The organism is Streptomyces sp. NPDC045026, from assembly GCF_056432625.1.
This window is the reverse complement of sequence record NZ_JBWKIS010000007.1, coordinates 203,805-224,915: the sequence shown is the minus strand read 5'-3', so window position 1 is coordinate 224,915 and position 21,111 is coordinate 203,805. Positions and strand designations below refer to the sequence as shown.

The following is a 21,111-nucleotide window of genomic DNA, read 5'->3' as shown; positions in this document are numbered from 1 at the left end:
TCCCGGTCGGCGTGACCGCCTTCGCGCCAGGTCCCTACCCGAGCCATGCCCGAAACAGGAGGAAACCCGTGTACGAGCAGTCCGACTTCATCCGCACCCTGCGCCTGCTCAGCGACCTGATCGGCTACTCCCACGGCCGCGACGCCGACCGGGACTTCCTCAAGGCCGTGGGCCCCTCGCTCGCCGCCTCGATGCCCGCCGGCTGGTTCCCGCCCGGCTTCGACCCCACCGACGGCCCCCAGTACCCCGGTTCGGAGCGGTGACCGTGGCCGCGAAGAAGACCCCGCCCCGCCCGCCGGCCGCGAAGGGATGCGGCCCGTGCAGGGGCACCGGAGAGGTCGCTGTCTCGGTCCGCGTCGGCCGCAAACGCCGCGTCGTCGGCCAACAGAACGGCCTGTGCCTGGCCTGCCTCGGCACCGGCGAAGCGATCCCGGACTGAACACCCGCCGGCCAAAAGAGAGGAGCCCGTGATGGGCCTGTTCGGAAAGTCGCCGCGTACCGCTGAACCGTCCAAGTCCACGCCTGAGAGGGAGTGCCCTCAGTGCTGGAGGCACGCCCACGACCGCACGGTGCACAGGGGCCTGCGTGGGGACTGCCCGCAGTGCGTGGACCACATGGTCAACGGCTGCCCTGGCCGCAACCGCCGCTGACCGCGCCGGGGCCGGGGCGGCCGGACAAGATCCCCGCCCCGCCCCGGCCCCAACTCCCTTGAAGGAGGTGAAGACCGTGAACCGCTCGATCCGCCCGGACGCCGTACTCGTACAGGCTGTGATCGCCGGGGCCCTGTCCTTCGCCCACCTGCACGACATCGCATCCGCCGCAGGACAGGACGGGTGGAAAGCATGGGCCTACCCGATCTCGGTCGACCTGCTGCTGGTGGCTGCCTGGCGCCGGCTGCGGACTGCACGCCGTGACCGGGCGGCATGGACCTGGTTCGTGATCGCCCTGTTCGCCTCGCTTGGTGCGAACATCGCCACCGCCGGACTCCTCGACCTCACCCAAGTACCTGCCTGGCTGCGCATCCTCGTGGCCGGCTGGCCCGCCCTCGCCTTCCTCGGCGGAACGCTCCTCGTGCACTCACCGGCCACCCCGGCACAAGCCCCGGAACCGGTCCTCTCCGCACCGGTCGACGCTGAACCGGCCCCGGCCGAGGTCGAGGTGAGCCGCGAAGCCGATCTGCCCACGGCTCCCGCTCCCGAACTGCCCGCCGCAGAGTCGGTCCCCGCCGTGAGCGCCCCGAACGTGCCGCCGGCCCTTCTCGACCACGCCCGCAAGATCGCCGACACGCACCGCGTTACGACCGGCGCCCCGATGGCACCGGATGCGCTCCGGGCCCGCCTCGGACTGCCCGCCCCGATGGCCGACGCCATCGCCGCAGAACTCCAACTCACCTGATCAGAAAGGACAGTCATGCCCGCCTACCGGCAGTTCCGCAACGTCCGGCAGTTCGGCCCGGTGAAGGTCGCGACCTTCCACGACGGACGCGGACGAGACAGGCACGCCGCTGCCTGCACCGCTCCCCGCTGCGACTTCTCCGCCGAATACGACAACCGCTCCGCCGCCGAACTCGCCGCGCGTACCCACCGCTGCACCGCCTAGGAGGCCCCGCTATGGACGTCCCGCTCTGGCTCGCACTGATCGCTGTCGGCGCCCTCGGCGTCAAGCTCGTCCGCCCGCCGTGGTGGCTCGTGGCCGTACTCCTGCTCGGCGGCTACCTCCTCGCCGGCAGCTTCCTCGGCCCCGCCATCGGCACGGCCGTCAAGTAACCACCCTCGGAAGGGAGATCCACCATGTTCCGTCCGCAGATCCCGACCAATGACCTGCCGACCGGCATCGTCACCCCGCCTGCTGTCGTCGAGCCGACCGCGGTCGTCCCGCACACGGGCCACGCCCCGACCCACTGCTTCTGCGAGAACCGCACCCCGGCCACATCCGCCCGCCCCACGGTTCAGCTCACCCCGGGCTCGCTGGTTCTCGTCGTCGCCGGCGGTACAGCAGCCGTCCTCGTCGTCGGCGCCGTCCTGGTCTCCATGCTCCTCGCGGTCGCCATCACCGCCGCCTCGCTCGCCGTCTGCGCGCTCGTCGTCCGCTCGCTGGTCGCCTCCGAGCACAAGCGCCGCTGAACGGCCCCGGAGCGGCCTCTACCGCCAAGTTTCGTCCGCTCCGGGAGCCGTGCCCTACCCGATCTCTCAACCGGAAGGAACACCCATCATGACCGATCTCACTCGCCCCGCGCCCCACGTCTGCCCGGCCTGCGACGGCTTCGCCTCCGCCGCGATCACCCTGGGCGGACGCGACCGGCACGGCAACCTGCGCACCATCACCGCCCATTGCCCGACCTGCCACGGCACCGGCACCCGCGCGTCCCGCCGCCCGCCCCTCGTTGTGGCAGGGAGGTGACCGCGATGGGACTCCTGAACTGGTCCTCCAACGAGCACTTCGACCACTCAGGCGATTGCGCCTGCTCCCAGTGCGGCAAGCCCACCCCGATGCGCTCACACAACGGTGAGCCCGTCCACAAGGTGTGCGCGGAGGACTGGAACGACCGCAACCCGAACTCCCCGCGCCACCAGCACGAGGGCCGCGACCTGGGTACATCCCGCTACCACTCCGACCCGCCGCGCAACAGCCGCAAGGACGGTGCTCGATGACCTTGACCGCCACTGCGGCGGGCCTCGACCCGATCACCCTGGGGGATCTCCTCCGGGTGGCCGGGTCGGACGGCTTCGACCGCTGGCAAGACCAGATCCGCCGTACCGGAGGCTGCTCCGACCCGATCCGGCTCAGCGGCGGAACCAAGACCCTCGACCCGGCCACCGGCACCGTCCTGCACTCGTACACGACCGACAACGAACCGGGCGGCACACTCCGCCTCGCCTGCGGAAACCGCAGGGCCTCGCGCTGCCCCTCGTGCGCCTGGACCTACGCCGGCGACACCTACCACCTGATCCGCGCCGGACTGACCGGCGACCCCGACAAGGGCACCCCGCACACCGTGCGCGATCAACCCCGCGTCTTCGCCACCCTCACCGCGCCCTCGTTCGGGCCCGTCCACAACCGGCCCAGCTCCGGCCGCTGCCGTTGCGGCGCCCAGCACCCCGAGGACGCGCCGGAACTCGGCACCGCCCTCGACCCGGCCACGTACGACTACGCCGGCGCCGTGCTGTGGAACAACCACGCAGGACCCCTGTGGCGATACGTGACGATCTACCTCCCCCGCGAACTTGCCGCTCGCGTCGGGATCACCCAACGCGAGCTGAAAGAGCAACTGCGCATCTCCTACGGCAAGGTGGCCGAGTACCAAAAGCGAGGCGCGATCCACTTCCATGCCGTGATCCGTTTCGACGGACCCGACGGGCCGACCACTCCGCCTCCGGCGTGGGCCACCCTCGATGTGCTTGAGGATGCGCTCAAGGCTGCCGCTACTCGTGCCCGCATCGAGATCCCTGCCGCCGGCGACCAACCGGCCCGCGTCCTGCGGTGGGGCACACAGCTCGACGTACGGCCCATCGTCGCCTTTGGCGCCGGTGAAGACCTCACCGAACAGGCCGTGGCCTCCTACGTCGCCAAGTACGCCACGAAGGCAGCCGAAGCGACTGGCACCCTCGACCGGCGCATCGGGGAGATGGCCGAACTCGACAAGGTCCCGGACCTGCCCGACCACACGCGCCGTCTCATCCGCGCGTGCTGGGACCTCGACGGCCTGTACCCGGATCGCAAGCTCTGGGCCTGGGCTCACATGCTCGGCTTCCGCGGCCACTTCTCCACCAAGTCCCGCCGCTACTCCACCACCCTCGGCGCCCTACGGCAGGTCCGCGCCGACTACCGCGCCGTCCAACAACGAGCCGCCCTCGGCCTCCCCGACCCCGACGACGACCCGGAGTCGACCACGCTCACCCTCGCCCACTGGACCTACGCCGGCCACGGCCACACCCCCGGCGAATCCTGGCTCGCCGCCAACATCGCCCGAGATCTCCAACTCAACCGCGAAACCGCCCGCGAAGCCCTGCTCTGCGAAGGGAGCGAAACATGACTACGGCCGTACGAGCGCGCAACATGCTCACCCTCGTTGAGGTTTGCGAGGAGCTGAAGATCTCGCGCTCGACCTTCTACGACTGGCGTGCCAAGCGGCGTGCCCCGCGCTGCATCAAGCTCCCCAACGGCGACCTCCGGATCAGGCGGGTCGACCTCGACCACTGGCTCGACGGCCGTGAGGACGGCGCCTGATGGAGACCACATTCGACGTCAAGGTCTACAAGATCCTGACGTACAAGGGCGCCCGCAAGACCACGCACACCGTGCGCTGGGTGGTCGCCGGTAAACGCTGGCGCGAGCCGTTCGACACAGCCGCGCTCGCCGACAGCTTCCGCTCGGAACTCATCACCGCCACGCGGCGAGGTGAAGGGTTCGATCGGGAAACAGGACGGCCCGTCTCTCACGAGTCCGGCGCCAGCGCAGTCAACTGGTACGACTTCGCGGTGCAGTTCGCAGACGCTCAATGGATCCGGACTGCCGGCAACACCCGGAAGAACACGGCCAAGGCTCTGACGGCCACAACCGTTGCGCTCCTGCGCACCTCACCAAGCGCCTTCAACCCGGTCGACCTGCGGACGGCCCTGCGGGAGTACGCGTTCAACACGCGCCGTCGAGCAGAGGCGCCGCCTGAGGTCGCAACCATCCTGCGGTGGGTGCAGCGCAACAGCGTGCCCATGACGGTCTGGGAGGACCAGGTCAAGGTCGACGGGGTCCTGCGCGCGGTCGACACCCTGCTTGACGGCACGCAGGCCGCGGCCAGCTCCATCAAGCGCACGCGCCGGATCCTCAACGTGGCCATGGAGTACGCCATCATGCACAAGATCCTGCGTACGAACCCTCTGCCAAAGGGGCGCGGGTCCACACCCAAGACGTCCAACGCGGTCGACCGACGATCCCTCATCCACCCGCAACGTATGGCCCGCATCCTCGCTGGGATCCGGCGTCGTACACGAGGCGGAAGACGCCTGCACGCGTACTTCAGCACGCTCTACTACACCGGTCCGCGCCCCGAAGAGGCTGTGGCGATGTACGTGGACGACGTCACGCTTCCCCCAGCCGACTCGGAAGACCAGTGGTGTGAAGTTCTGTTCCACACCGCGGAGCCGGAGGTCGGGAAGAACTGGACTGATGACGGCGCCATCCACGAGGGGCGTGGACTGAAGGGGCGTGCCGATGACGACACGCGCGTCGTGCCCGGTCCTCCCGCCCTGACACGGACGCTCAGGGAGCACATTGAGGACGAGGGCCTCAAGCCCGGTGATCGGCTGTTCCAGGGTGAGTTCGGCGGCATCCTTGCAGGCTCAGTCGCCCGCCGCGCCTGGCGAACCGCCCGCAAAGCAGAGCTGACCGAGCGCGAGTACGAGTCGCCGATGGGGCGCCGGATCTACGACATCCGGCACACCCGCTTGACCAAGTGGCTTAACGACGGCATTCCGCCGGCTCAGGCGGCCTACTGGGCGGGCAACAGCGTCCCCGTGCTCCTCGCGTTCTACGCCGGCTGCATCGAGGGCCAGCTCCCGGATCTCAAGCGTCGGATGGAGGCTGCCGGGGATCTCCCGGAGACCGACCTCGATCCGGCCGGCTGACCCGCTCCAAGAAAACTTCGACACGTATTCGACACAGCGACCCGCAGAAACCCGGTGACAGCCGGACAGCCCCGGAGCCCTCCCGTGATCGTCGGGGGAGTGACGGGGCTTCTGCGTGTCGTTCGAAAGGCGCTCTGACCAGCAGAAAGGCCCTACCGAAGCAGGGCCTCAGAGAGGCGCCCCCGGCAGGACTCGAACCTGCGGCCAAGCGCTTAGAAGGCGCCTGCTCTATCCACTGAGCTACGGGGGCCGGTGTGTGGCCGGTGGCTCGGGACGGATGTGGGGGAGATCCGTGACCTTGCCGGGACCAAGGATAGGGCTCCCGGATCCCTGTCCCTGCTGCTTCGCCTCCGTGGCGCGATGTGGAGGTTCGGTGAAGCGGTCCTGATAATCGCAGGCAGGTACGAATCCTGCACCGCTTTTGGCGTCTCGCGCCCCGGGTGTTGTGCACTCGTTATGCCTGCGCCCCAGTCGTCCCTTCCGTCCCATGGACCGGATGGGCCGGATCGGCGCGCAGAGACGTCCATATGCTTCAGAAAGCCGCCAAAATTGGGCATTCTTCGCATGTGGTGACCTTGGACGTACGGCCTCAGTTGCTCGACGCACTCTCCGCGCTGCGCGACCGTGTCGCCGCCGCGCGCTTTCCCCTCCCTCTTCCCGGGGCGCCGCGTGCGCGTGCCAACCGGGTGGAACTCCTCGCGCAGCTCGACGACTATCTCGTGCCGCGACTGCGAGACCCCGAAGCCCCCTTGCTCGCCGTCATCGGCGGGTCGACCGGCGCCGGGAAGTCGACCCTCGTCAATTCCCTGGTCGGGCGGAAGGTCAGCGAGGCCGGGGTGCTGCGGCCCACGACCCGCACCCCCGTTCTCGTCTGCCACCCCGAGGACCACCGTTGGTTCTCCGGGGCCCGCGTCCTGCCCGACCTCGACCGCGTCTGGACGCCACGGCAGCCCGACGACACCGAACTCGGCGCCTCCGCCCCCGCGGACGAAGGCGAACACGTCCTGCGCGTGGAGACCTCCGGCAACCTGCCCCGCGGGCTCGCCCTCCTCGACGCGCCCGACGTCGACTCCCTCGTCGCCGGCAACCGCGTACTCGCCGCCCAGCTGATCAGTGCCGCCGACGTCTGGATCATGGTCACCACCGCCTCCCGCTACGCCGACGCCGTGCCCTGGCGCCTGCTGCGCAGCGCCAAGGAGAACAACGCGACCCTCGTCACGGTCCTCGACCGCGTGCCCCACCAGATGGTCGCCGAGGTCTCCCGCCAGTACGGGGCTCTGCTCGCCAAGGCCGGGCTCGGCGACGTACCGCGTTTCACCGTCCCCGAACTGCCCGAGTCCACCGGCGGCGGCGGCCTCCTGCCGGCCACCGCCGTCGCCCCCCTGCGCGCCTGGCTCAGCCACCGCGTGCAGGACCCCACCGCCCGCTGCACCGCCATCGCCCGCACCGCCAACGGAGTCATCGACTCCCTCAGGGTCCGCACCCCCGAACTCGCCGGCGCCGTCGCCTCCCAGTACGCGGCCGCCCTGCGGCTCACCGCCACCGTCGACGAGACGTACGAGAGGGAGTACGCGCGTGTGCGGACCCGGCTCCAGAGTGGTGGCGTGCTCGCCGGGGACGCCCTCAAGCGGTGGCGCAGCTACCCCCTCGACTGCGCGCCCGCCGAACTGCTCGACGCGCTCACCGAGAGCCTCGGCGCGCTCCTGCTGTGCGCCGTCACCGCCGCCGACGAACGCATCGACGAGGCCTGGCACCGCGATCCCGCGGGCGCGGCGGACGGCCTCGCCGACCGCGACCCCGACCTGGAGACCGCGGAACACCGCATCGGCATGGCAGTACGCCGCTGGCGCCGCATGCTCGAGGAGTACGCGGAGGAACAGGTGCGCACCCTGGACACCACCCCGCCGCCCGACACCGAACTCGTCGCCGCCCTCCTCGCCACCGCCCTCCTCGGCGGAAACCGCGCCCGCAGCGCCGGCGAGAACCTCGCCGACCGCATCGGCGCCCAAGGAGCCCTGCGCCTGCGCGACCAGGGCGGGCGGCTGCTCACCGACTACCTGGACAAGGTGCTCGCCGTGGAGCGCGCCCGCAGACTCGCGCCGCTCGACGCACTCGACGTACACCCCGAGTCCCAGGCCGAACTGATCGCCGCGCTGTCCGTACTGCAGAAGGAGAGGTGACCGCGGTGACCGCCGTCACGGACCACACCGAGCACACCGAGCACACCGAGCACGCCGAGCAGGTCGAGCACACCGATCACGCTGACCACACGGATCACGCCGATCACACCGACCACGCCGATGGCACGGAACCGGACGGGCGTGTGGATCGGACCCCGGAGGGCGCGGACGGCTCCGGCGGCGGGGTCTGGGACGACGGGCTCATCGCCCGGCGCGCCGCGGACTCCGGCGTCTTCGACGTCGAGGCCGTACCCGGCCAGTACGCCCACGAGGACGAGCTGCACGGCGCCGACGCGGAGCTCATCGAGCGCCTCGACGCGCTGCGCGAACTCGTCGGCCTCTCCCGCGCCCGCGTCGACGGCGCGGCACTCGCCGAAGCGGGCCACGTGCTCGACCAGGCGGCCGCCCGGCGCAGGCTCTCCGACCGGCACACCGTCGTCGCCATCGCGGGCGCCACCGGCAGCGGCAAGTCGACCCTCTTCAACGCCCTCGCCGGCGTGCCCCTGTCCGAGACGGGACTGCGCAGGCCCACCACCTCCGCGCCCATCGCGTGCAGCTGGACGGACGGCGCGGCGGGGCTCCTCGACCGGCTCGGGATCCCCGGCCGGCTGCGCCGCCGCCCTCTCCAGGGCCAGGGCCCCCAGGACTTGGACGCGCCGCTGAAGGGGCTCGTCCTGGTGGACCTGCCCGATCACGACTCGGCGGCCGTCGAGCACCGCCACCAGGTCGACCGGATCCTCGCGCTCGTCGACGCCGTCATCTGGGTCGTCGACCCGGAGAAATACGCCGACGCGATGCTTCACGAGCGCTACCTGCGGCCCCTGGCCGGCCACGCGGAGGTCACCTTCGTCGTCCTCAACCAGGTGGACCGGCTGCCCGGCGAGGCCGCCGACCTCGTACTCGACGACCTTCGTCGCCTCCTCGACGAGGACGGGATCGCGCTCGGCGAGCACGGCGAACCGGGCGCGACTGTGCTCTCCCTGTCCGCGCTCACCGGTGACGGTGTCGATGAACTGCGCGATTCCCTCGACCAGTTCACGCGCGAGCAGGGTGCCGCCGCCCGCCGGATCGCGGCCGACATCGACGCGGCGGCGCTGCGGCTGCGGCCCGTCTACGCGACCGGACGCAAGAGCGGGCTCAGCGAGGACGCCCGCGAGGAGTTCACCGACCGGCTTGCCGACGCCGTGGGCGCCGAAGCGGCGGGACAGGCGGCCGAACGTGCCTGGCGCCGCAACGCCAACAAGGCGTGCGGCACCCCCTGGCTGCGGCTCTGGCACTGGTACGAGGGCCGGCGCACCCCGAGCGCCACGCTGACGGCCAGGCCCTCGCCCTCCGACGACGAGGCGACGGCGCGCCAGCGCGTGGAGCACGCCGTGCGCATCGTGGGTGAGCGGGCGTCGGCGGGGCTGCCGGGGCCCTGGGGGCAGGCGGTGCGCGAGGCGGCGACGCGGGGGGCCGAGGGGCTCCCGGAGGCGCTCGACGACCTGGCGGCCTCGGCGGGGGCGCCGCCCGCACGGCTGCCGAGACCCGGCTGGTGGCCGGTCGCGGTCCTCGCCCAGATCTCCATGACGATCCTTCAGGTCGTCGGCGGGCTGTGGCTGTTGGGGCAGATCATCGGGGTCCTCGACCCGAATCTCGGGGTGCCGGTGCTGCTGATGCTGTGCGGGATCGTGGGCGGACCGGGTGTGGAGTGGTCGTGCCGGATGGCGGCGAAGGGGCCCGCGCGGCGTTACGGGCTCGACGCCGAACGGCGTCTGCGGGAGGCGGCGGCGGGGTGCGGCCGGGCCCGCGTCCTCGATCCGGTGGCCGCCGAGCTGCTGCGGTACCGGGAGGTCCGGGAGCAGTACGTGAAGGTGACGGGGTGAATTACTGAGGTCTCGCGCCCCCGGGTCGACTGACGGGTTTTTCCACAACCGGCCGGTAGAACACAGCCTTCAGCGGGCTCGTCCCGGCACAGGCACTCTGAGATCGCGACCCGGAACCGACCGGGAACGCGGTACGGACGAGTCCGTGCGGGACGGGCCCGTACGCGTCCGTGCGCAGGGGAGGGGGCCGATATGAGCGAGACGACGGTGACGGTCGTGGGGAACGTCGCGACGACGCCGGTGTACCGGGAGCTGCCGAAGGGGCCCGTGTCGCGGTTCAGGCTCGCGGCGACCGCCCGGCGCTTCGACCGGGTGCGTAACGAGTGGGTGGACGGACACACGAACTTCTTCACGGTGTGGGCGTGGGGCGCGCTCGGCACGAATGTGCAGGGCTCGCTGTCCATCGGCGAACCGGTGCTCGTCCAGGGCAGGTTGAGGGTGCGGGACGAGGAGCGGGGCGGACAGCACTGGACGTCGGCGGACATCCAGGCGTCCACGGTCGGGCACGACCTGTCGCGCGGGACGACCGCGTTCCGGCGTAACCGGGGCCGGCCCGGGCGCCAACCGGACGCCGACGAGCCGTCGTTCGAGATCGAGCCGCAAGGGGAGAGTGCTTCCCGAAAAGAGCCCATGGAGCCCAAGGGGCATGGGGATCCCAAGGAGCCCGAAGAGCATGGGGAGCCCGAAGAGCAGAGCGAAGAGCGAGAACCGGCCGCCGTCGGCTGAAAGAGGCCGCCGAGCCCTCACATCGGGGCGCGGCCCGAATGCGGCCCGAAGTGCGGCTTATCGGCGAATGAACACCGGTTCCATGCCGTTGATTTGTCGATAAGCCAGGGCCGTAATCATTAGCGGCGATAACGATTCCGAGTCGGATCGTCCTCATACCGCTCTGACCTGGGACCTGTGATGCGCGGCTTCTTTAAGATTCCGGGCGTAGCCCACGGGGCCATTGATTCGGACGTCTGCTCAAGCGCCTGATTCACACGTCGTTCTGTCGGCGGGACGTCACCCCCCTCGTGTCAACGTCTCCCGCCTGAAGGGGAATTCTGTGTTCTCTGCGGTATCTGTGTTGTCGGCGGTCACCCCACGCGGGCGGGGCGCCGCCCGCCTCGCCGCGGCGGCCCTGGTCTCCGGACTCGTGGCCACCGCCGCGATATCCGGCGCTGGTGCGGCCTCTGCGGACGAGGCCCCCCAGCAGCAGGGCGGCGCGACCGCCACGATCGGCGGGCTCAAGACCTACGGTCAGGCCGTCATTCACGACAACGGCCAGGACCAGCCCGTCTCCGCCGGACTGTTCGAGATGTCCGTCGACAACGGCGGCACGCTGCAGACGTACTGCATCGACATCCACAACCCGACCCAGCGGGACGCCAAGTACCAGGAGACCCCCTGGAGCGGCACGTCGCTGAACGGGAACGCGGACGCGGGCAAGATCCGCTGGATCCTGCAGAACTCCTACCCCCAGGTCAACGACCTCGCCGAGCTGGCCCGCAAGGCCGGCGCCGGCAGCCTCACCGAGAAGGACGCCGCGGCGGGCACGCAGGTCGCCATCTGGCGCTATTCGGACGGCGCGGACGTGGACGCGGTCAGCCCCGCGGCAGAGAAGCTCGCCGACTACCTGCAGAAGAGCGCCCAGCCCCTCGCCGAGCCGAAGGCCTCGCTGAACCTGGAGCCCTCCGCCGTCTCCGGCCGCGCCGGTGACCGGCTCGGCCCGGTCACGGTCCGTACGAACGCCGCCGGCGTGAGCGTGACGCCGCCCGCCGACGCGGCCGCCAGCGGCGTCAAGATCGTCGACAAGGACGGCAAGCCCGTGACGTCCGCCGCCGACGGCGGGCAGCTGTTCTTCGACATCCCCGAGGGCGCCGCCGACGGCACGGCAGCGCTGACGGTGCAGGCGTCGACGACCGTGCCGGTCGGCCGGGCCTTCGCCTCCGAGACCCGCAGCCAGACGCAGATCCTCGCCGGTTCCAGCGAGTCCACGGTCTCCGCGACCGCCACGGCGAACTGGGCGAAGAAGGGCGCGGCCCCCGCGCTGTCGGCCCAGAAGAACTGCGCCAAGGGCGGCGTGGACATCACGGCCACCAACAAGGGTGACGAGCCGTTCACCTTCAAGCTGATGGGCCTTGAGCACACCATCGCGGCCGGCGCCTCGCAGACGGTGACGATCCCGCTGCAGGAGGACCAGGCGTACGACTTCACGATCAAGGGTCCGAACGGCTTCGAGAAGCGCTTCAAGGGCGTCCTCGACTGCAAGACCGAGAGCAGCACGGGCGGCAGTGAGCACCCGTCGTCGCAGCCCAGCCCGGCCTCCGTGGGCGGCACCGGCACCAAGGCCGGCGACCTCGCCGAGACCGGCAGCTCGAACGCGACCCCGATGATCGCGGGCATCGCCATCGGTCTCCTGGTGATCGGCGGCGGAGCGGTCTTCCTGGTCCGCAAGAAGAAGGCCCCGACCCAGGACTGACCCCCACCACGCCTGACCACGGCCTCGGCCCGCCTCCACGGCGGCCGGGGCCGTATGCGTTCCCGGGCACGCTCGGAGCGTCACCAGGAATGGGGACCTTGAGCAATCCGGCGCCCTTTGTGGGGTACCGAAGAGGCTCAATGGTGACTGGCGTCGAGAACGAGTGTCGACAACCAGTGACGGGTCGGCTACCGAGGTGAACCAGGAACAGCCATGTCTTGGACCCCTGACCTCACTGGTTTCCCTATGGGGTGGCGGTTGGGCAAGACGGGGTGTTACCTGCCGAACGAGGGCATGAAACAGCCCCTCACCAGCGGGTTTCCCGTCGATGAGGGGCCGTGTCAGGCGGCTTGGGCCGTCTGTGGGCCGTCATGGGCGTGACCGGTGGCCCGGTACATCGCACTGATGGCTTTCCGGGTCCGGGTCTCGCTGCTTGGCATCAGGTGCGTGTACACACGGAGCGTGAACCCCGGATCGCTGTGCCCGAGGTACAGACTCAGCGCCTTGATGTTCTCCCCGGCGTCCAGAAGGACCGAGGCGTAGAAGTGCCGCAGGGCGTGCATGCCGTGTACGCGGGCCGCCGTGTAGCGCTGCCCCTTCTCGGGGGCCGGGATGATCCCGGCGGAGGCCCAGCGCAGGCTTCCATGACTGGTCGTTGAACCCCTGGCTCCAGAGAGCGGCGCCGATGCCGCTTGTGAAGACGAGTCGATGCGTGACCATAGGCCCGGTCGGCGTCAGCCAAGGCAAGGTCACATCGACCGGCGGGAACGCCTTCATGTGCTCAGTGAGCGCCGTCGACACCTCAGGGTCGAGGGGGACATCGCGGAGCTTGCCGCGCTTGGGTGGGGCGAAGGCGAGATGGAGGGGGCGCCGTACGCGAGTGCCGGCCCGTTGATCACGCACGACCCCGAACCGGGTAGGACGCCGGCCAAAGCCGCTCCGTAGGTTGTTCGGCGGTCCGGGAGGCTTAAACGGGGTAATCGAGTGAAATAGACGTTTCTCAGGTCGCTTGCTGACCAACGGGTCGTTGCCAGTCAGTACGTTCCCCGCGTCGGCTCCTCCACTCGCTTCCGGAGCCTGACTGCAGCGGACCCTCACGGACTGGAGAAACCATCGATGAAAAGACACGGGTTGAGGCGGCGGATGTCCGCCCTCGGCACGGTGGTGGGGCTGGGCGTCGCGTTGCCGTTTGCCCTGGCCGCACCCGCGCATGCTCAATCGACGTTGAGCGTCAGCAAGAGCCACGAAGGGAACTTCGCACGGGGAGGGCAAGGCGTCTACACCATCACGCTGACCAGCGAAGGTGCGACCGGAATTCTGGACGTCACGGACAATCTTCCGACGGGTGTCAGGGCCACGGCCCTCGGAGGCATTCTCGCGTCCTTTTGTGAGATCACTAATGGCGGTACGACGGTCCACTGCGGGGACGGCCTCAACTTCATCGCCGCTGGCAGTGCCCCACTCAACGTCACCGTCAACATCGCCGCCGACGCACCGTGCTCCGTCAGCAACACCGTCACGGTCATCGAGACCGAGACCGAGGCCCAAGGTGGAGAAACTTTCACCCACTCGGCCAGTGACCCGACGACGATCACCGGCGGCGACTGCGACGGAGGGAGCGGGGGCGGGGGCTCGATCCTGCCGATCAACCTCAACGGCGTCATCCCGATGTTCAACAACATCACCACGAACAGCAACATCAACAGCCCCGGCGCGAGCAACAACAGCCACCAGGCCTTCGGGTTGAACGCGCCCTGAGCTGCGGCGAAGCCGGGCGGAGAGCTGACATCCAGTTTGCCCTGTTGTTCGCGTCTGTAGTGCTCGGTATCCGCGCGGAAGTCAGGCGTAGGGTCGACGAAACCGCGTTCCCCTCCCGTGCCCGGTAGGCCGGGGACTCACGGAGAATCGCGGTCACCAGCAGGCACCATGCATGACGAAGGCCCCCGACCGATATTGCTGGTCAGGGGCCTTCAACCTGTGCGGTGGGTGTGGGGTTTGAACCCACGGGGCCGCCTCACCAGGCTTATGTAGCTGGGGGGGAGGGACGCTCCAGGGTGAGCTGATCCACCCGTCGGAGGGGCAGGCGAGCTCATGGCCGGGAGGCTCTCACGCGGCAGCTACAAGCTGCCGCGACGGCCCGCTCGCTGCCTTGCCTGTGGGCCGTCTGTGGGCCGTGCGAAGGGGCTCAATGGTGACCGACGTCGACAACTAGTGACAGGTCGGCTACCGAGGCGAACCAGGAACGGCCAGGTCATGGACCCCTGACCATTCTGGTTTCCCCCTTGGGGTGGCGGTCAGGCAAGATGGGGTGTATCTGCCCACACATCGATTGCCGGACGGTTTCTCTTGGCTGAGTTCATCTACACCATGCGCAAGACGCGCAAGGCGCACGGCGACAAGGTGATTCTGGATGACGTCACCCTGAACTTCCTTCCCGGCGCGAAGATCGGTGTCGTGGGTCCCAACGGTGCCGGTAAGTCCACGGTGCTGAAGATCATGGCGGGCCTCGAGCAGCCGTCGAACGGTGAGGCCTACCTCTCGCCCGGGTTCAGCGTCGGCATCCTCATGCAGGAGCCGCAGCTCGACGAGTCGAAGACGGTCCTGGAGAACGTGCAGGACGGCGCCGCCGACACCATGAAGAAGCTCCACCGCTTCAACGAGGTCGCGGAGCTCATGGCGACCGACTACTCGGACGCCCTCCTCGAGGAGATGGGCAAGCTCCAGGAGGACCTGGACCACGCCAACGCCTGGGACCTGGACGCGCAGCTCGAGCAGGCCATGGACGCCCTGGGCTGCCCGCCCGGCGACTGGCCGGTCAACAACCTCTCCGGTGGCGAGAAGCGCCGCGTGGCGCTGTGCAAGCTCCTCATCGAGGCCCCCGACCTGCTGCTCCTCGACGAGCCCACCAACCACCTCGACGCCGAGTCGGTGAACTGGCTGGAGCAGCACCTCTCGAAGTACGCGGGCGCCGTGGTCGCCGTGACCCACGACCGCTACTTCCTCAACAACGTCGCCGAGTGGATCCTCGAGCTGGACCGCGGCCGCGCGCTCCCCTACGAGGGCAACTACTCGACGTACCTCGACAAGAAGGCCACGCGCCTCAAGGTCGAGGGCCGCAAGGACGAGAAGCGCGCCAAGCGGCTCAAGGAAGAGCTCGAGTGGGTGCGGTCCAACGCCAAGGGGCGTCAGACCAAGTCCAAGGCCCGTCTCGCCCGCTACGAGGAGATGGCCGCCGAGGCGGACAAGATGCGGAAGCTGGACTTCGAGGAGATCCAGATCCCGCCGGGCCCGCGCCTGGGCAGCATCGTCGTCGAGGTCGAGAACCTCTCCAAGGCCTTCGGCGACAAGGTCCTCATCGACGACCTGTCGTTCACGCTGCCGCGCAACGGCATCGTCGGCGTCATCGGTCCGAACGGCGCGGGCAAGACCACGCTGTTCAAGATGATCCAGGGCCTCGAGACGCCGGACAACGGCTCGATCAAGGTCGGCGACACGGTCAAGATCTCCTACGTCGACCAGAGCCGCGCCAACATCGACGCCAAGAAGACCCTCTGGGCCGTCGTGTCGGACGAGCTCGACTACATCAACGTCGGCCAGGTCGAGATGCCGTCGCGCGCGTACGTCAGCGCCTTCGGCTTCAAGGGCCCGGACCAGCAGAAGCCGGCCGGCGTCCTGTCCGGCGGTGAGCGCAACCGCCTCAACCTCGCCCTGACGCTCAAGGAGGGCGGCAACCTGCTGCTCCTCGACGAGCCGACGAACGACCTCGACGTCGAGACCCTGTCGTCGCTGGAGAACGCGCTGCTCGAGTTCCCGGGTGCGGCCGTGGTCATCTCCCACGACCGCTGGTTCCTGGACCGCGTCGCCACGCACATCCTCGCCTACGAGGGTGACTCCAAGTGGTACTGGTTCGAGGGCAACTTCGAGTCGTACGAGAAGAACAAGATCGAGCGCCTCGGCGCGGACGCCGCGCGCCCGCACCGTGCCACGTACAAGAAGCTGACGCGAGGCTGATCGTGCGTCACATCTACGCCTGCCCCCTGCGCTGGTCGGACATGGATGCCTTCGGGCATGTCAACAACGCTGTCTTCGTGCGGTACTTGGAAGAAGCGCGGATCGACTTCATGTTCCGGCTGGCGCCCGGGGACGGGTCGCCGTCGTTCTCCGGCGGGTCCGTCGTGGCCCGCCACGAGATCGACTACGTACGCCCGCTGGTGCACCGGCACGCGCCGGTCACCATCGAGTCGTGGGTGACGAAGATCGGCGCCGCGTCGCTCACGATCGCGTACGAGATCAAGGACGAGGACCAGCTCTACGTGCGGGCCTCGACCGTGGTCGTGCCGTTCAACCTGGAGGCGCAGCGGCCCCGGCGGATCACCGCCGAGGAGCGGGCGTACCTCCAGGAGTACGTGGACGACAGCGCGGACAGCGGCTCGGGGGCGCTGGCCGCATGACGGCACCCGTGCTGCACTTCGCCGACGCCGGGGAAGGGGCGGATCTCGCCGCCTTCCTCGGCCGGCTCGTGCACTACGACCGGGCCGCCGCCGTGCGGATCCAGGCGGGCGGACAGGCCCTTGCCGTCTTCGGGCGGCCGCCGTCGTTCGAGGTGCTCGCGATCCGCACGGCGCGCCTCCTGAAGCCGTACGAGTACGGGCTCGACAGCTCGCTGGACGTGACCGTGTCGGCCGGTGAGCTGCTCGAGTCGATCGAGGAGCGGGCCGGGACCGCGCGCGTGCCCGCCGCGGTGACCGGACCTCCGTGGGCCGGCGTGCTGCCCCCTCGCGGCGGCTGGGAGCTGGTTCCCGGTTTCCCGGATGTCGACGTCGTACGCGGACTCGTACGGGCTGCTGTCGCCGAATTCAAGGCGCGTGTCGAGGAGTTGGCTCCCGAGGCGCGCACCCGCGCCGAACTGGACCGGATCGGGCGTGACATCTGGTCGCGGACCGTCGGCGACACCGGCGTTCCGGTGCGCGCCGCCCACGCGGCCCAGTCCCTCGGATTCCTCCGTGGGGACGCGCTCGACCTCCTGAGCAGCGGCGCCTGGCTCCGGCTGCGCACGGCCTACGGCTCCGTGGCGCTGCGCCGTACGAACGGGATCTCCGGCCTCTCCGTGACGCCCGCCTGACCGACGTCACCGGTCACCCTCTTGCCGGAGGGGGATCAGCCCGGCTCGGTGTCGTCCGGCCACACCCCGATGTGGTCCTCCTCCAGCTCCAGGAGCACCCTGTCCCGCATTCCCAGTGCCCGCGTGTGGTCCGCGGGGAGCTGGAGCCGGCCCGCACGGTCGAGCATCGCGTACTCCCGCGAGATCAGGGACTCCTGGCCCGTCGCCGCGTCGACCTCCGTGCGGCGCAGGACCTCCGTCGAGGTGCGGCCGTCGCGGATGGCGACCGTACGGCGGACCTCGGAGGCGACGGTCTGGTCGTGCGTGACGATCACGATCGTCGTGCCCAGCTCCTCGTTCGCCGTGCGGAACGCGGCGAAGATCTGCTCGCCGGTGTGGGAGTCCAGTTCGCCGGTCGGTTCGTCGGCGAGCAGGACCGACGGCTCGTTGGCGAGCGCCACCGCGATGGCGACACGCTGCTGCTGGCCGCCCGACAGCGCCTGCGGACGCCGGTCGCGGCAGTCGCCGACCCCCAGCAGATCGAGGAGTTCCACGGCCCGCCGGGACTTTTGGGACCGCTTGGTGCCGCCCCTCAACTGCATCGGGAGCGCCACGTTCTGAGCTGCCGTCAGATAGGGGAGCAGATTGCGGGCCGTCTGCTGCCAGACGAAGCCGACGATGTCCCTGCGATAGCGCAGGCGCTCCTTCGCGCCCATCGTGAGCAGGTCGCAGCCCGCGACCTTGGCCGCTCCCGCCGTCGGCTCGTCGAGCCCCGCGAGGATGTTCATCAGCGTTGACTTGCCGCTCCCCGACGCGCCGACCAGAGCCATCAACTCGCCCTCGCGCACCAGGAGATCGAGCCCCTGGAGCGCCTGCACCTCGACGCCGTCGGTGGAGAAGATCCGCACCAGCCGGTCGCAGGTGATCAGGGCGTCGTGGCCGTACGCGGGCTGGTCGCGCCGGGCCGCGGCGCGCCGTTCGAGATCGGCGAGTGTGGGGTCGGTGGTGGTCATGAGGTCTCTCCCGGTGTCCCTTCGGCCCTCGCCGTGGCTGATCCTGTCGCTGCCGTGAGGTCGTAGTCGTACGCCCGTTGCCCGCATCGGTTCATGACGCTTCCCCCGCTCTCAACTCCCGTACGAATCCCCGCCGTCCGGCCCACCAGGCCTGGCCGGCCGCCACCGCCGTGGCGAGGAGGACGACGCACAGCGCGGGCAGCAGGAGCGACAGGGTGTCGGTGCGCAGCTGCGCCACCGGGCCCCCGTCACCGTCCGTCGCCAGGGCCAGACCCGTCAGGTCGAGTCCCGGTGCGAGGAGCCGGATCGCGGCCCACCCCGTGAGGGCGCCGCCCGCCGCGGCGAGTACGGCCTGGGGGAGCGCTTCGAGGACGAGGAGGCGGCGGGCCTGGCTACGGGTGAGGCCCATGGTGCGCAGGCGCGCGAGGAGCGCGGTGCGTTCGGGGGCGGCGCGTGCCAGGGCGAGGAGCAGGGTCAGGGCCGCGTAACCCGCGCCGATGACGACGGCCGCCGAGTAGACGCGGGCGGCACCGGTCTGGAGGGGCGAGTCGACGTACCGGGCGCGTTCGGTGGCGCGCAGCCGCACCGACACCTCGGGGCCCGCGGCCTTGCGCAGGGCGGTCCCGTCGATGTGGTCGCCGGTGACGAGGAGGGAGGTGGGGAGGTAGCGGGACGCGATGTCCTTGTTGGCCTCCTGGCCGATGCCGACCCGGCGGGCCAGGGCGGTCCTGTCGACCACGAGGAAGTCGTCGGACAACGCGGGCGTGACCGTACGGACCGCCGAGATGCGCAGGACGATGTCCTCGCCGTCCATCCACAGCGAGAACGGGCCGGTCCCGAAGAGGTCCCTCATCGAGGGGGAGGCGAGTACGGGCAGCGGGGACGCGGCGGTGCCGGTCCGCGCGGCGTCCGTCGTCAGCGCGCCGGCGGGGAACGGCCCGAGGTCCGTACGGGCGGCCAGGCGCGCGTACGACGGCGTGTCCACGGCCGCGAGCGGCACCTTGCGCCGGCCGTCCTTCGGCTCCGCGTCGTACCGCAGGGTGAGCGGCGACACGTCCCGCACCCCGGGCATCTTCCGGACCTGCCCGGTGAGTGCGCCGGGCAGCGCGGAGCCGGACTCGACGAGGGCGTCCGCGCCGGTCGCGAGGACCGCGGCCCGGTCCCGCTCGTGGTCGATGCCCGCGAGGACCGAACCGCCGAACGCGGCCGTCGTCAGCGCCGTGAGCAGCGCGAGCAGGGGGAGTACCGCCGTACCGGCACCGGCCGTCGCGCGGCCCGTCCTCGCGAGCGACAGATAGCCGACGACGCCGCGCAGCCGCCCGGCGGGGCGGGCCAGCCAGCGCAGCGGCAGCGGATACACGCGCACGAGGACGAACGCGGCGACGACACCGACCAGGACCGGCGCGAGCGCCACCAGGCTGTTCCCGCCGTCGCCCGTGCCCCGGCGGCGCAGCGCCACGATGGAGGCGACGGCCAGGACGAGCAGGGTGAGTTCGGCGACGGTGCGGCGGCGCGAGGGGCGCGCGTGGGCGAGGTCGTCGCGCGCGCCGCCCACCTGGACGCGGCGGTGCGCGGCGGCGGCCCGCAGGGGCAGCGCGAGGCAGGTGAGCAGGACGACCGCGGCGGCCGCTAGCACGGCGGGCCGCGCGCTGCCGTGCGGGACGGCGACCAGCGCGAGCGCGAGTCCGGCCGCGCCCGCGGGCACCGCCACGACCGCCGTCTCGGCGAGCAGCCGCCCGGTGAGCCCGCGCACCGAACCGCCACGCGAGCGCAGGACGGTGAACTCGGCGCGGCGTCGCTCGGCGACCAGGCCCCCCGCCATCAGGAGCACGATGCAGGCGACCGTGCCGGTGCCGTACGCGGCGACGGAGACCACCGGGCCGATGCGGGACCGCAGTTCCTGGTAGCCGGTGATGAACGCGTCGAGGCCGGTGGCGACCTCGGTGTCACCGCCCGTGGCCCCGCGCACCGCGAGCAGACCCGGGCCGTCCCTCGTGTAGGAGACGGCGGACTTGAGGGCGGGCATCGTCCGTGCGTCGAGGGAGCCCAGGTCGGGCGCGAGCTGCCAGAACTGCTCGGGGTCACCGGCCGTGCCCAGCAGCGCGGGCGCGGCGTCGGGCGCGAGGAGGAGCCCGCCGAGCCAGAACTGCTTGGGAGGCTTCCCGTCGTTCTGCCGCAGCGAGGGCACGGCGAGGACCGAATTGGCCGCCCAGTACGACGCCTTGGGGTCGCGCACCTTCAGGACACCGGTGATGCGCACGGACACGACGCCGCTCATCAGGGCGGGCACATGGATCACCGAACCGGGCCTGATGTGAAGTGCCTCGGCGGTCGCGGCCGTCACCGCGCCCTCCACCTCGTTCGTCTTCCAGGTGACCTTGCCCGTCGCGCGCGGCAGCCGCCCCGCCGCGACCGTGCTGTGCCGGGCGAGGCCGCTCTGCGCGGAGAGGGTGAACTCGGCGGGCAGCCCGTCGGGCTGCGGCAGCCATGTGTCGGTGGCCGCCAGCTGCACGGTGGTGCGCAGCCCGTACGAGGACTGCGCCTTGTCCACGGCGAGGGGCGCCTTCAGGGAGTTGACGATGCCCTCGTACGCGGCGCTCATGGAGCCGGAGCGCATCATCTCGTTCCGCGCGCCCGCCTCCTGTTCGATGCCGGGCTGCGCGGTGGTGAGTGCGAGGACGGTGCGCTGGGGTGCCGCGGCCGAGACCGCGTGGCGCAGGCCCGCGTCCTCGTAGTCCTGGACGGCCCGCGGGAACACGGCGGCCAGGCAGGAGGTGAGGGCGACCAGGAGGGCGAGCGCGCAGGCGGCGCCGGGCGCGGTGCGCAGGCGGGTGCGTACCCAGGGGGCGACGGTCGGTGGCGTCATG

21 protein-coding genes, 1 tRNA gene and 1 pseudogene are annotated in these 21,111 nt (G+C 70.6%); 19 read left to right on the top strand and 4 right to left on the bottom strand.

Annotation, left to right across the window (positions count from 1 at the left end; genetic code table 11):
- Positions 1-68: 68 nt before the first annotated feature.
- The 11 genes from AC07EJ_RS18135 (at position 69) to AC07EJ_RS18085 (ending at position 5,621) form a co-directional block, all read left to right on the top strand.
- Complete coding sequence (locus AC07EJ_RS18135; protein ID WP_266743997.1) at positions 69-263, top strand: hypothetical protein; 195 nt, start codon at positions 69-71, stop codon at positions 261-263.
- A gap of 2 nt (positions 264-265) precedes the next feature.
- Entirely contained in the window at positions 266-439 is a 174-nt protein-coding gene (locus tag AC07EJ_RS18130) for a hypothetical protein (protein WP_478884509.1), read from the top strand.
- Positions 440-726: 287 nt separating this feature from the next.
- Complete coding sequence (locus AC07EJ_RS18125) at positions 727-1,395, top strand: DUF2637 domain-containing protein (protein WP_478884508.1); 669 nt, start codon at positions 727-729, stop codon at positions 1,393-1,395.
- Between the two features lie 15 nt (positions 1,396-1,410).
- Complete coding sequence (locus AC07EJ_RS18120; RefSeq protein WP_478884507.1) at positions 1,411-1,599, top strand: mobile element transfer protein; 189 nt, start codon at positions 1,411-1,413, stop codon at positions 1,597-1,599.
- 11 nt (positions 1,600-1,610) lie between these two features.
- Positions 1,611-1,766 (top strand): hypothetical protein, encoded by a 156-nt coding sequence (locus tag AC07EJ_RS18115; protein WP_266743993.1) that lies wholly within the window; start codon positions 1,611-1,613, stop codon positions 1,764-1,766.
- Between the two features lie 24 nt (positions 1,767-1,790).
- The gene (locus AC07EJ_RS18110) at positions 1,791-2,123 is read left to right on the top strand and encodes a SpdD-like protein (RefSeq protein WP_478884506.1); all 333 of its coding nucleotides are present in this window, start codon (positions 1,791-1,793) and stop codon (positions 2,121-2,123) included.
- A gap of 88 nt (positions 2,124-2,211) precedes the next feature.
- The gene (locus AC07EJ_RS18105) at positions 2,212-2,400 is read left to right on the top strand and encodes a hypothetical protein (RefSeq protein WP_478884505.1); all 189 of its coding nucleotides are present in this window, start codon (positions 2,212-2,214) and stop codon (positions 2,398-2,400) included.
- A 5-nt stretch (positions 2,401-2,405) separates the two neighbouring features.
- Complete coding sequence (locus AC07EJ_RS18100; protein ID WP_478884504.1) at positions 2,406-2,651, top strand: hypothetical protein; 246 nt, start codon at positions 2,406-2,408, stop codon at positions 2,649-2,651.
- Positions 2,648-4,033 (top strand): replication initiator protein RepSA, encoded by a 1,386-nt coding sequence (gene repSA / locus AC07EJ_RS18095; RefSeq protein WP_478884503.1) that lies wholly within the window; start codon positions 2,648-2,650, stop codon positions 4,031-4,033. The genes AC07EJ_RS18100 and repSA overlap by 4 nt, the downstream gene beginning before the upstream one ends.
- The gene (locus tag AC07EJ_RS18090) at positions 4,030-4,227 is read left to right on the top strand and encodes a helix-turn-helix transcriptional regulator (protein WP_478884502.1); all 198 of its coding nucleotides are present in this window, start codon (positions 4,030-4,032) and stop codon (positions 4,225-4,227) included. The genes repSA and AC07EJ_RS18090 overlap by 4 nt, the downstream gene beginning before the upstream one ends.
- Positions 4,227-5,621: a tyrosine-type recombinase/integrase gene (locus AC07EJ_RS18085; protein WP_478884501.1), complete on the top strand. Its 1,395-nt coding sequence runs from the start codon at positions 4,227-4,229 to the stop codon at positions 5,619-5,621. Before AC07EJ_RS18090 ends, AC07EJ_RS18085 begins: the two co-directional genes overlap by 1 nt.
- Before the next feature lie 177 nt (positions 5,622-5,798).
- On the opposite strand, the gene AC07EJ_RS18080 is transcribed toward AC07EJ_RS18085, so the two are convergent.
- Positions 5,799-5,871 (bottom strand) — tRNA-Arg (locus tag AC07EJ_RS18080).
- Positions 5,872-6,148: 277 nt separating this feature from the next.
- On the opposite strand from AC07EJ_RS18080, the gene AC07EJ_RS18075 reads away from it, so the two are divergent.
- The 4 genes from AC07EJ_RS18075 to AC07EJ_RS18060 all read left to right on the top strand — a co-directional run bounded on the left by AC07EJ_RS18075 (position 6,149) and on the right by AC07EJ_RS18060 (position 12,130).
- Positions 6,149-7,801 (top strand): dynamin family protein, encoded by a 1,653-nt coding sequence (locus AC07EJ_RS18075; RefSeq protein WP_389477326.1) that lies wholly within the window; start codon positions 6,149-6,151, stop codon positions 7,799-7,801.
- A 5-nt stretch (positions 7,802-7,806) separates the two neighbouring features.
- Complete coding sequence (locus tag AC07EJ_RS18070) at positions 7,807-9,666, top strand: YfjP family GTPase (RefSeq protein WP_389477328.1); 1,860 nt, start codon at positions 7,807-7,809, stop codon at positions 9,664-9,666.
- A gap of 192 nt (positions 9,667-9,858) precedes the next feature.
- On the top strand, positions 9,859-10,392 hold the full coding sequence (locus tag AC07EJ_RS18065; protein ID WP_389477330.1) for a single-stranded DNA-binding protein: 534 nt from the start codon (positions 9,859-9,861) through the stop codon (positions 10,390-10,392).
- A 322-nt stretch (positions 10,393-10,714) separates the two neighbouring features.
- Entirely contained in the window at positions 10,715-12,130 is a 1,416-nt protein-coding gene (locus AC07EJ_RS18060; RefSeq protein ID WP_393582062.1) for a Cys-Gln thioester bond-forming surface protein, read from the top strand.
- Between the two features lie 341 nt (positions 12,131-12,471).
- Here the strand turns inward: AC07EJ_RS18060 and AC07EJ_RS18055 are convergent.
- Positions 12,472-12,982, bottom strand: a pseudogene (locus tag AC07EJ_RS18055) (tyrosine-type recombinase/integrase); the annotation flags it as partial.
- Between the two features lie 291 nt (positions 12,983-13,273).
- On the opposite strand from AC07EJ_RS18055, the gene AC07EJ_RS18050 reads away from it, so the two are divergent.
- The 4 genes from AC07EJ_RS18050 to AC07EJ_RS18035 all read left to right on the top strand — a co-directional run bounded on the left by AC07EJ_RS18050 (position 13,274) and on the right by AC07EJ_RS18035 (position 17,252).
- Positions 13,274-13,888 carry a hypothetical protein gene (locus AC07EJ_RS18050; protein WP_389477334.1) on the top strand — a complete coding sequence of 205 codons (615 nt, stop codon included), beginning with the start codon at positions 13,274-13,276 and terminating at the stop codon, positions 13,886-13,888.
- Between the two features lie 588 nt (positions 13,889-14,476).
- The gene (ettA, locus tag AC07EJ_RS18045; RefSeq protein ID WP_326712961.1) at positions 14,477-16,141 is read left to right on the top strand and encodes an energy-dependent translational throttle protein EttA; all 1,665 of its coding nucleotides are present in this window, start codon (positions 14,477-14,479) and stop codon (positions 16,139-16,141) included.
- Positions 16,141-16,581 carry an acyl-CoA thioesterase gene (locus tag AC07EJ_RS18040; RefSeq protein WP_393582244.1) on the top strand — a complete coding sequence of 147 codons (441 nt, stop codon included), beginning with the start codon at positions 16,141-16,143 and terminating at the stop codon, positions 16,579-16,581. Before ettA ends, AC07EJ_RS18040 begins: the two co-directional genes overlap by 1 nt.
- Positions 16,578-17,252: a DUF8185 domain-containing protein gene (locus tag AC07EJ_RS18035; protein ID WP_389477336.1), complete on the top strand. Its 675-nt coding sequence runs from the start codon at positions 16,578-16,580 to the stop codon at positions 17,250-17,252. The genes AC07EJ_RS18040 and AC07EJ_RS18035 overlap by 4 nt, the downstream gene beginning before the upstream one ends.
- Before the next feature lie 35 nt (positions 17,253-17,287).
- On the opposite strand, the gene AC07EJ_RS18030 is transcribed toward AC07EJ_RS18035, so the two are convergent.
- Positions 17,288-18,244 (bottom strand): ABC transporter ATP-binding protein, encoded by a 957-nt coding sequence (locus tag AC07EJ_RS18030; RefSeq protein ID WP_389477338.1) that lies wholly within the window; start codon positions 18,242-18,244, stop codon positions 17,288-17,290.
- 91 nt (positions 18,245-18,335) lie between these two features.
- Positions 18,336-21,110: an FtsX-like permease family protein gene (locus AC07EJ_RS18025; RefSeq protein WP_478884500.1), complete on the bottom strand. Its 2,775-nt coding sequence runs from the start codon at positions 21,108-21,110 to the stop codon at positions 18,336-18,338.
- Position 21,111: the final 1 nt, after the last annotated feature.

Excerpts from the sequence above, each read along its gene's own strand:
- AC07EJ_RS18120 (WP_478884507.1), top strand. The coding sequence starts at position 1,411 with ATGCCCGCCTACCGGCAGTTCCGCAACGTCCGGCAGTTCGGCCCGGTG.
- AC07EJ_RS18115 (WP_266743993.1), top strand. The coding sequence starts at position 1,611 with ATGGACGTCCCGCTCTGGCTCGCACTGATCGCTGTCGGCGCCCTCGGC.
- AC07EJ_RS18110 (WP_478884506.1), top strand. The coding sequence starts at position 1,791 with ATGTTCCGTCCGCAGATCCCGACCAATGACCTGCCGACCGGCATCGTC.
- AC07EJ_RS18105 (WP_478884505.1), top strand. The coding sequence starts at position 2,212 with ATGACCGATCTCACTCGCCCCGCGCCCCACGTCTGCCCGGCCTGCGAC.
- AC07EJ_RS18100 (WP_478884504.1), top strand. The coding sequence starts at position 2,406 with ATGGGACTCCTGAACTGGTCCTCCAACGAGCACTTCGACCACTCAGGC.
- repSA (WP_478884503.1), top strand. The coding sequence starts at position 2,648 with ATGACCTTGACCGCCACTGCGGCGGGCCTCGACCCGATCACCCTGGGG.
- AC07EJ_RS18090 (WP_478884502.1), top strand. The coding sequence starts at position 4,030 with ATGACTACGGCCGTACGAGCGCGCAACATGCTCACCCTCGTTGAGGTT.
- AC07EJ_RS18085 (WP_478884501.1), top strand. The coding sequence starts at position 4,227 with ATGGAGACCACATTCGACGTCAAGGTCTACAAGATCCTGACGTACAAG.
- AC07EJ_RS18075 (WP_389477326.1), top strand. The coding sequence starts at position 6,149 with ATGCTTCAGAAAGCCGCCAAAATTGGGCATTCTTCGCATGTGGTGACC.
- AC07EJ_RS18065 (WP_389477330.1), top strand. The coding sequence starts at position 9,859 with ATGAGCGAGACGACGGTGACGGTCGTGGGGAACGTCGCGACGACGCCG.
- AC07EJ_RS18050 (WP_389477334.1), top strand. The coding sequence starts at position 13,274 with ATGTCCGCCCTCGGCACGGTGGTGGGGCTGGGCGTCGCGTTGCCGTTT.
- AC07EJ_RS18035 (WP_389477336.1), top strand. The coding sequence starts at position 16,578 with ATGACGGCACCCGTGCTGCACTTCGCCGACGCCGGGGAAGGGGCGGAT.
- AC07EJ_RS18030 (WP_389477338.1), bottom strand. The coding sequence starts at position 18,244 with ATGACCACCACCGACCCCACACTCGCCGATCTCGAACGGCGCGCCGCG.
- AC07EJ_RS18025 (WP_478884500.1), bottom strand. The coding sequence starts at position 21,110 with ATGACGCCACCGACCGTCGCCCCCTGGGTACGCACCCGCCTGCGCACC.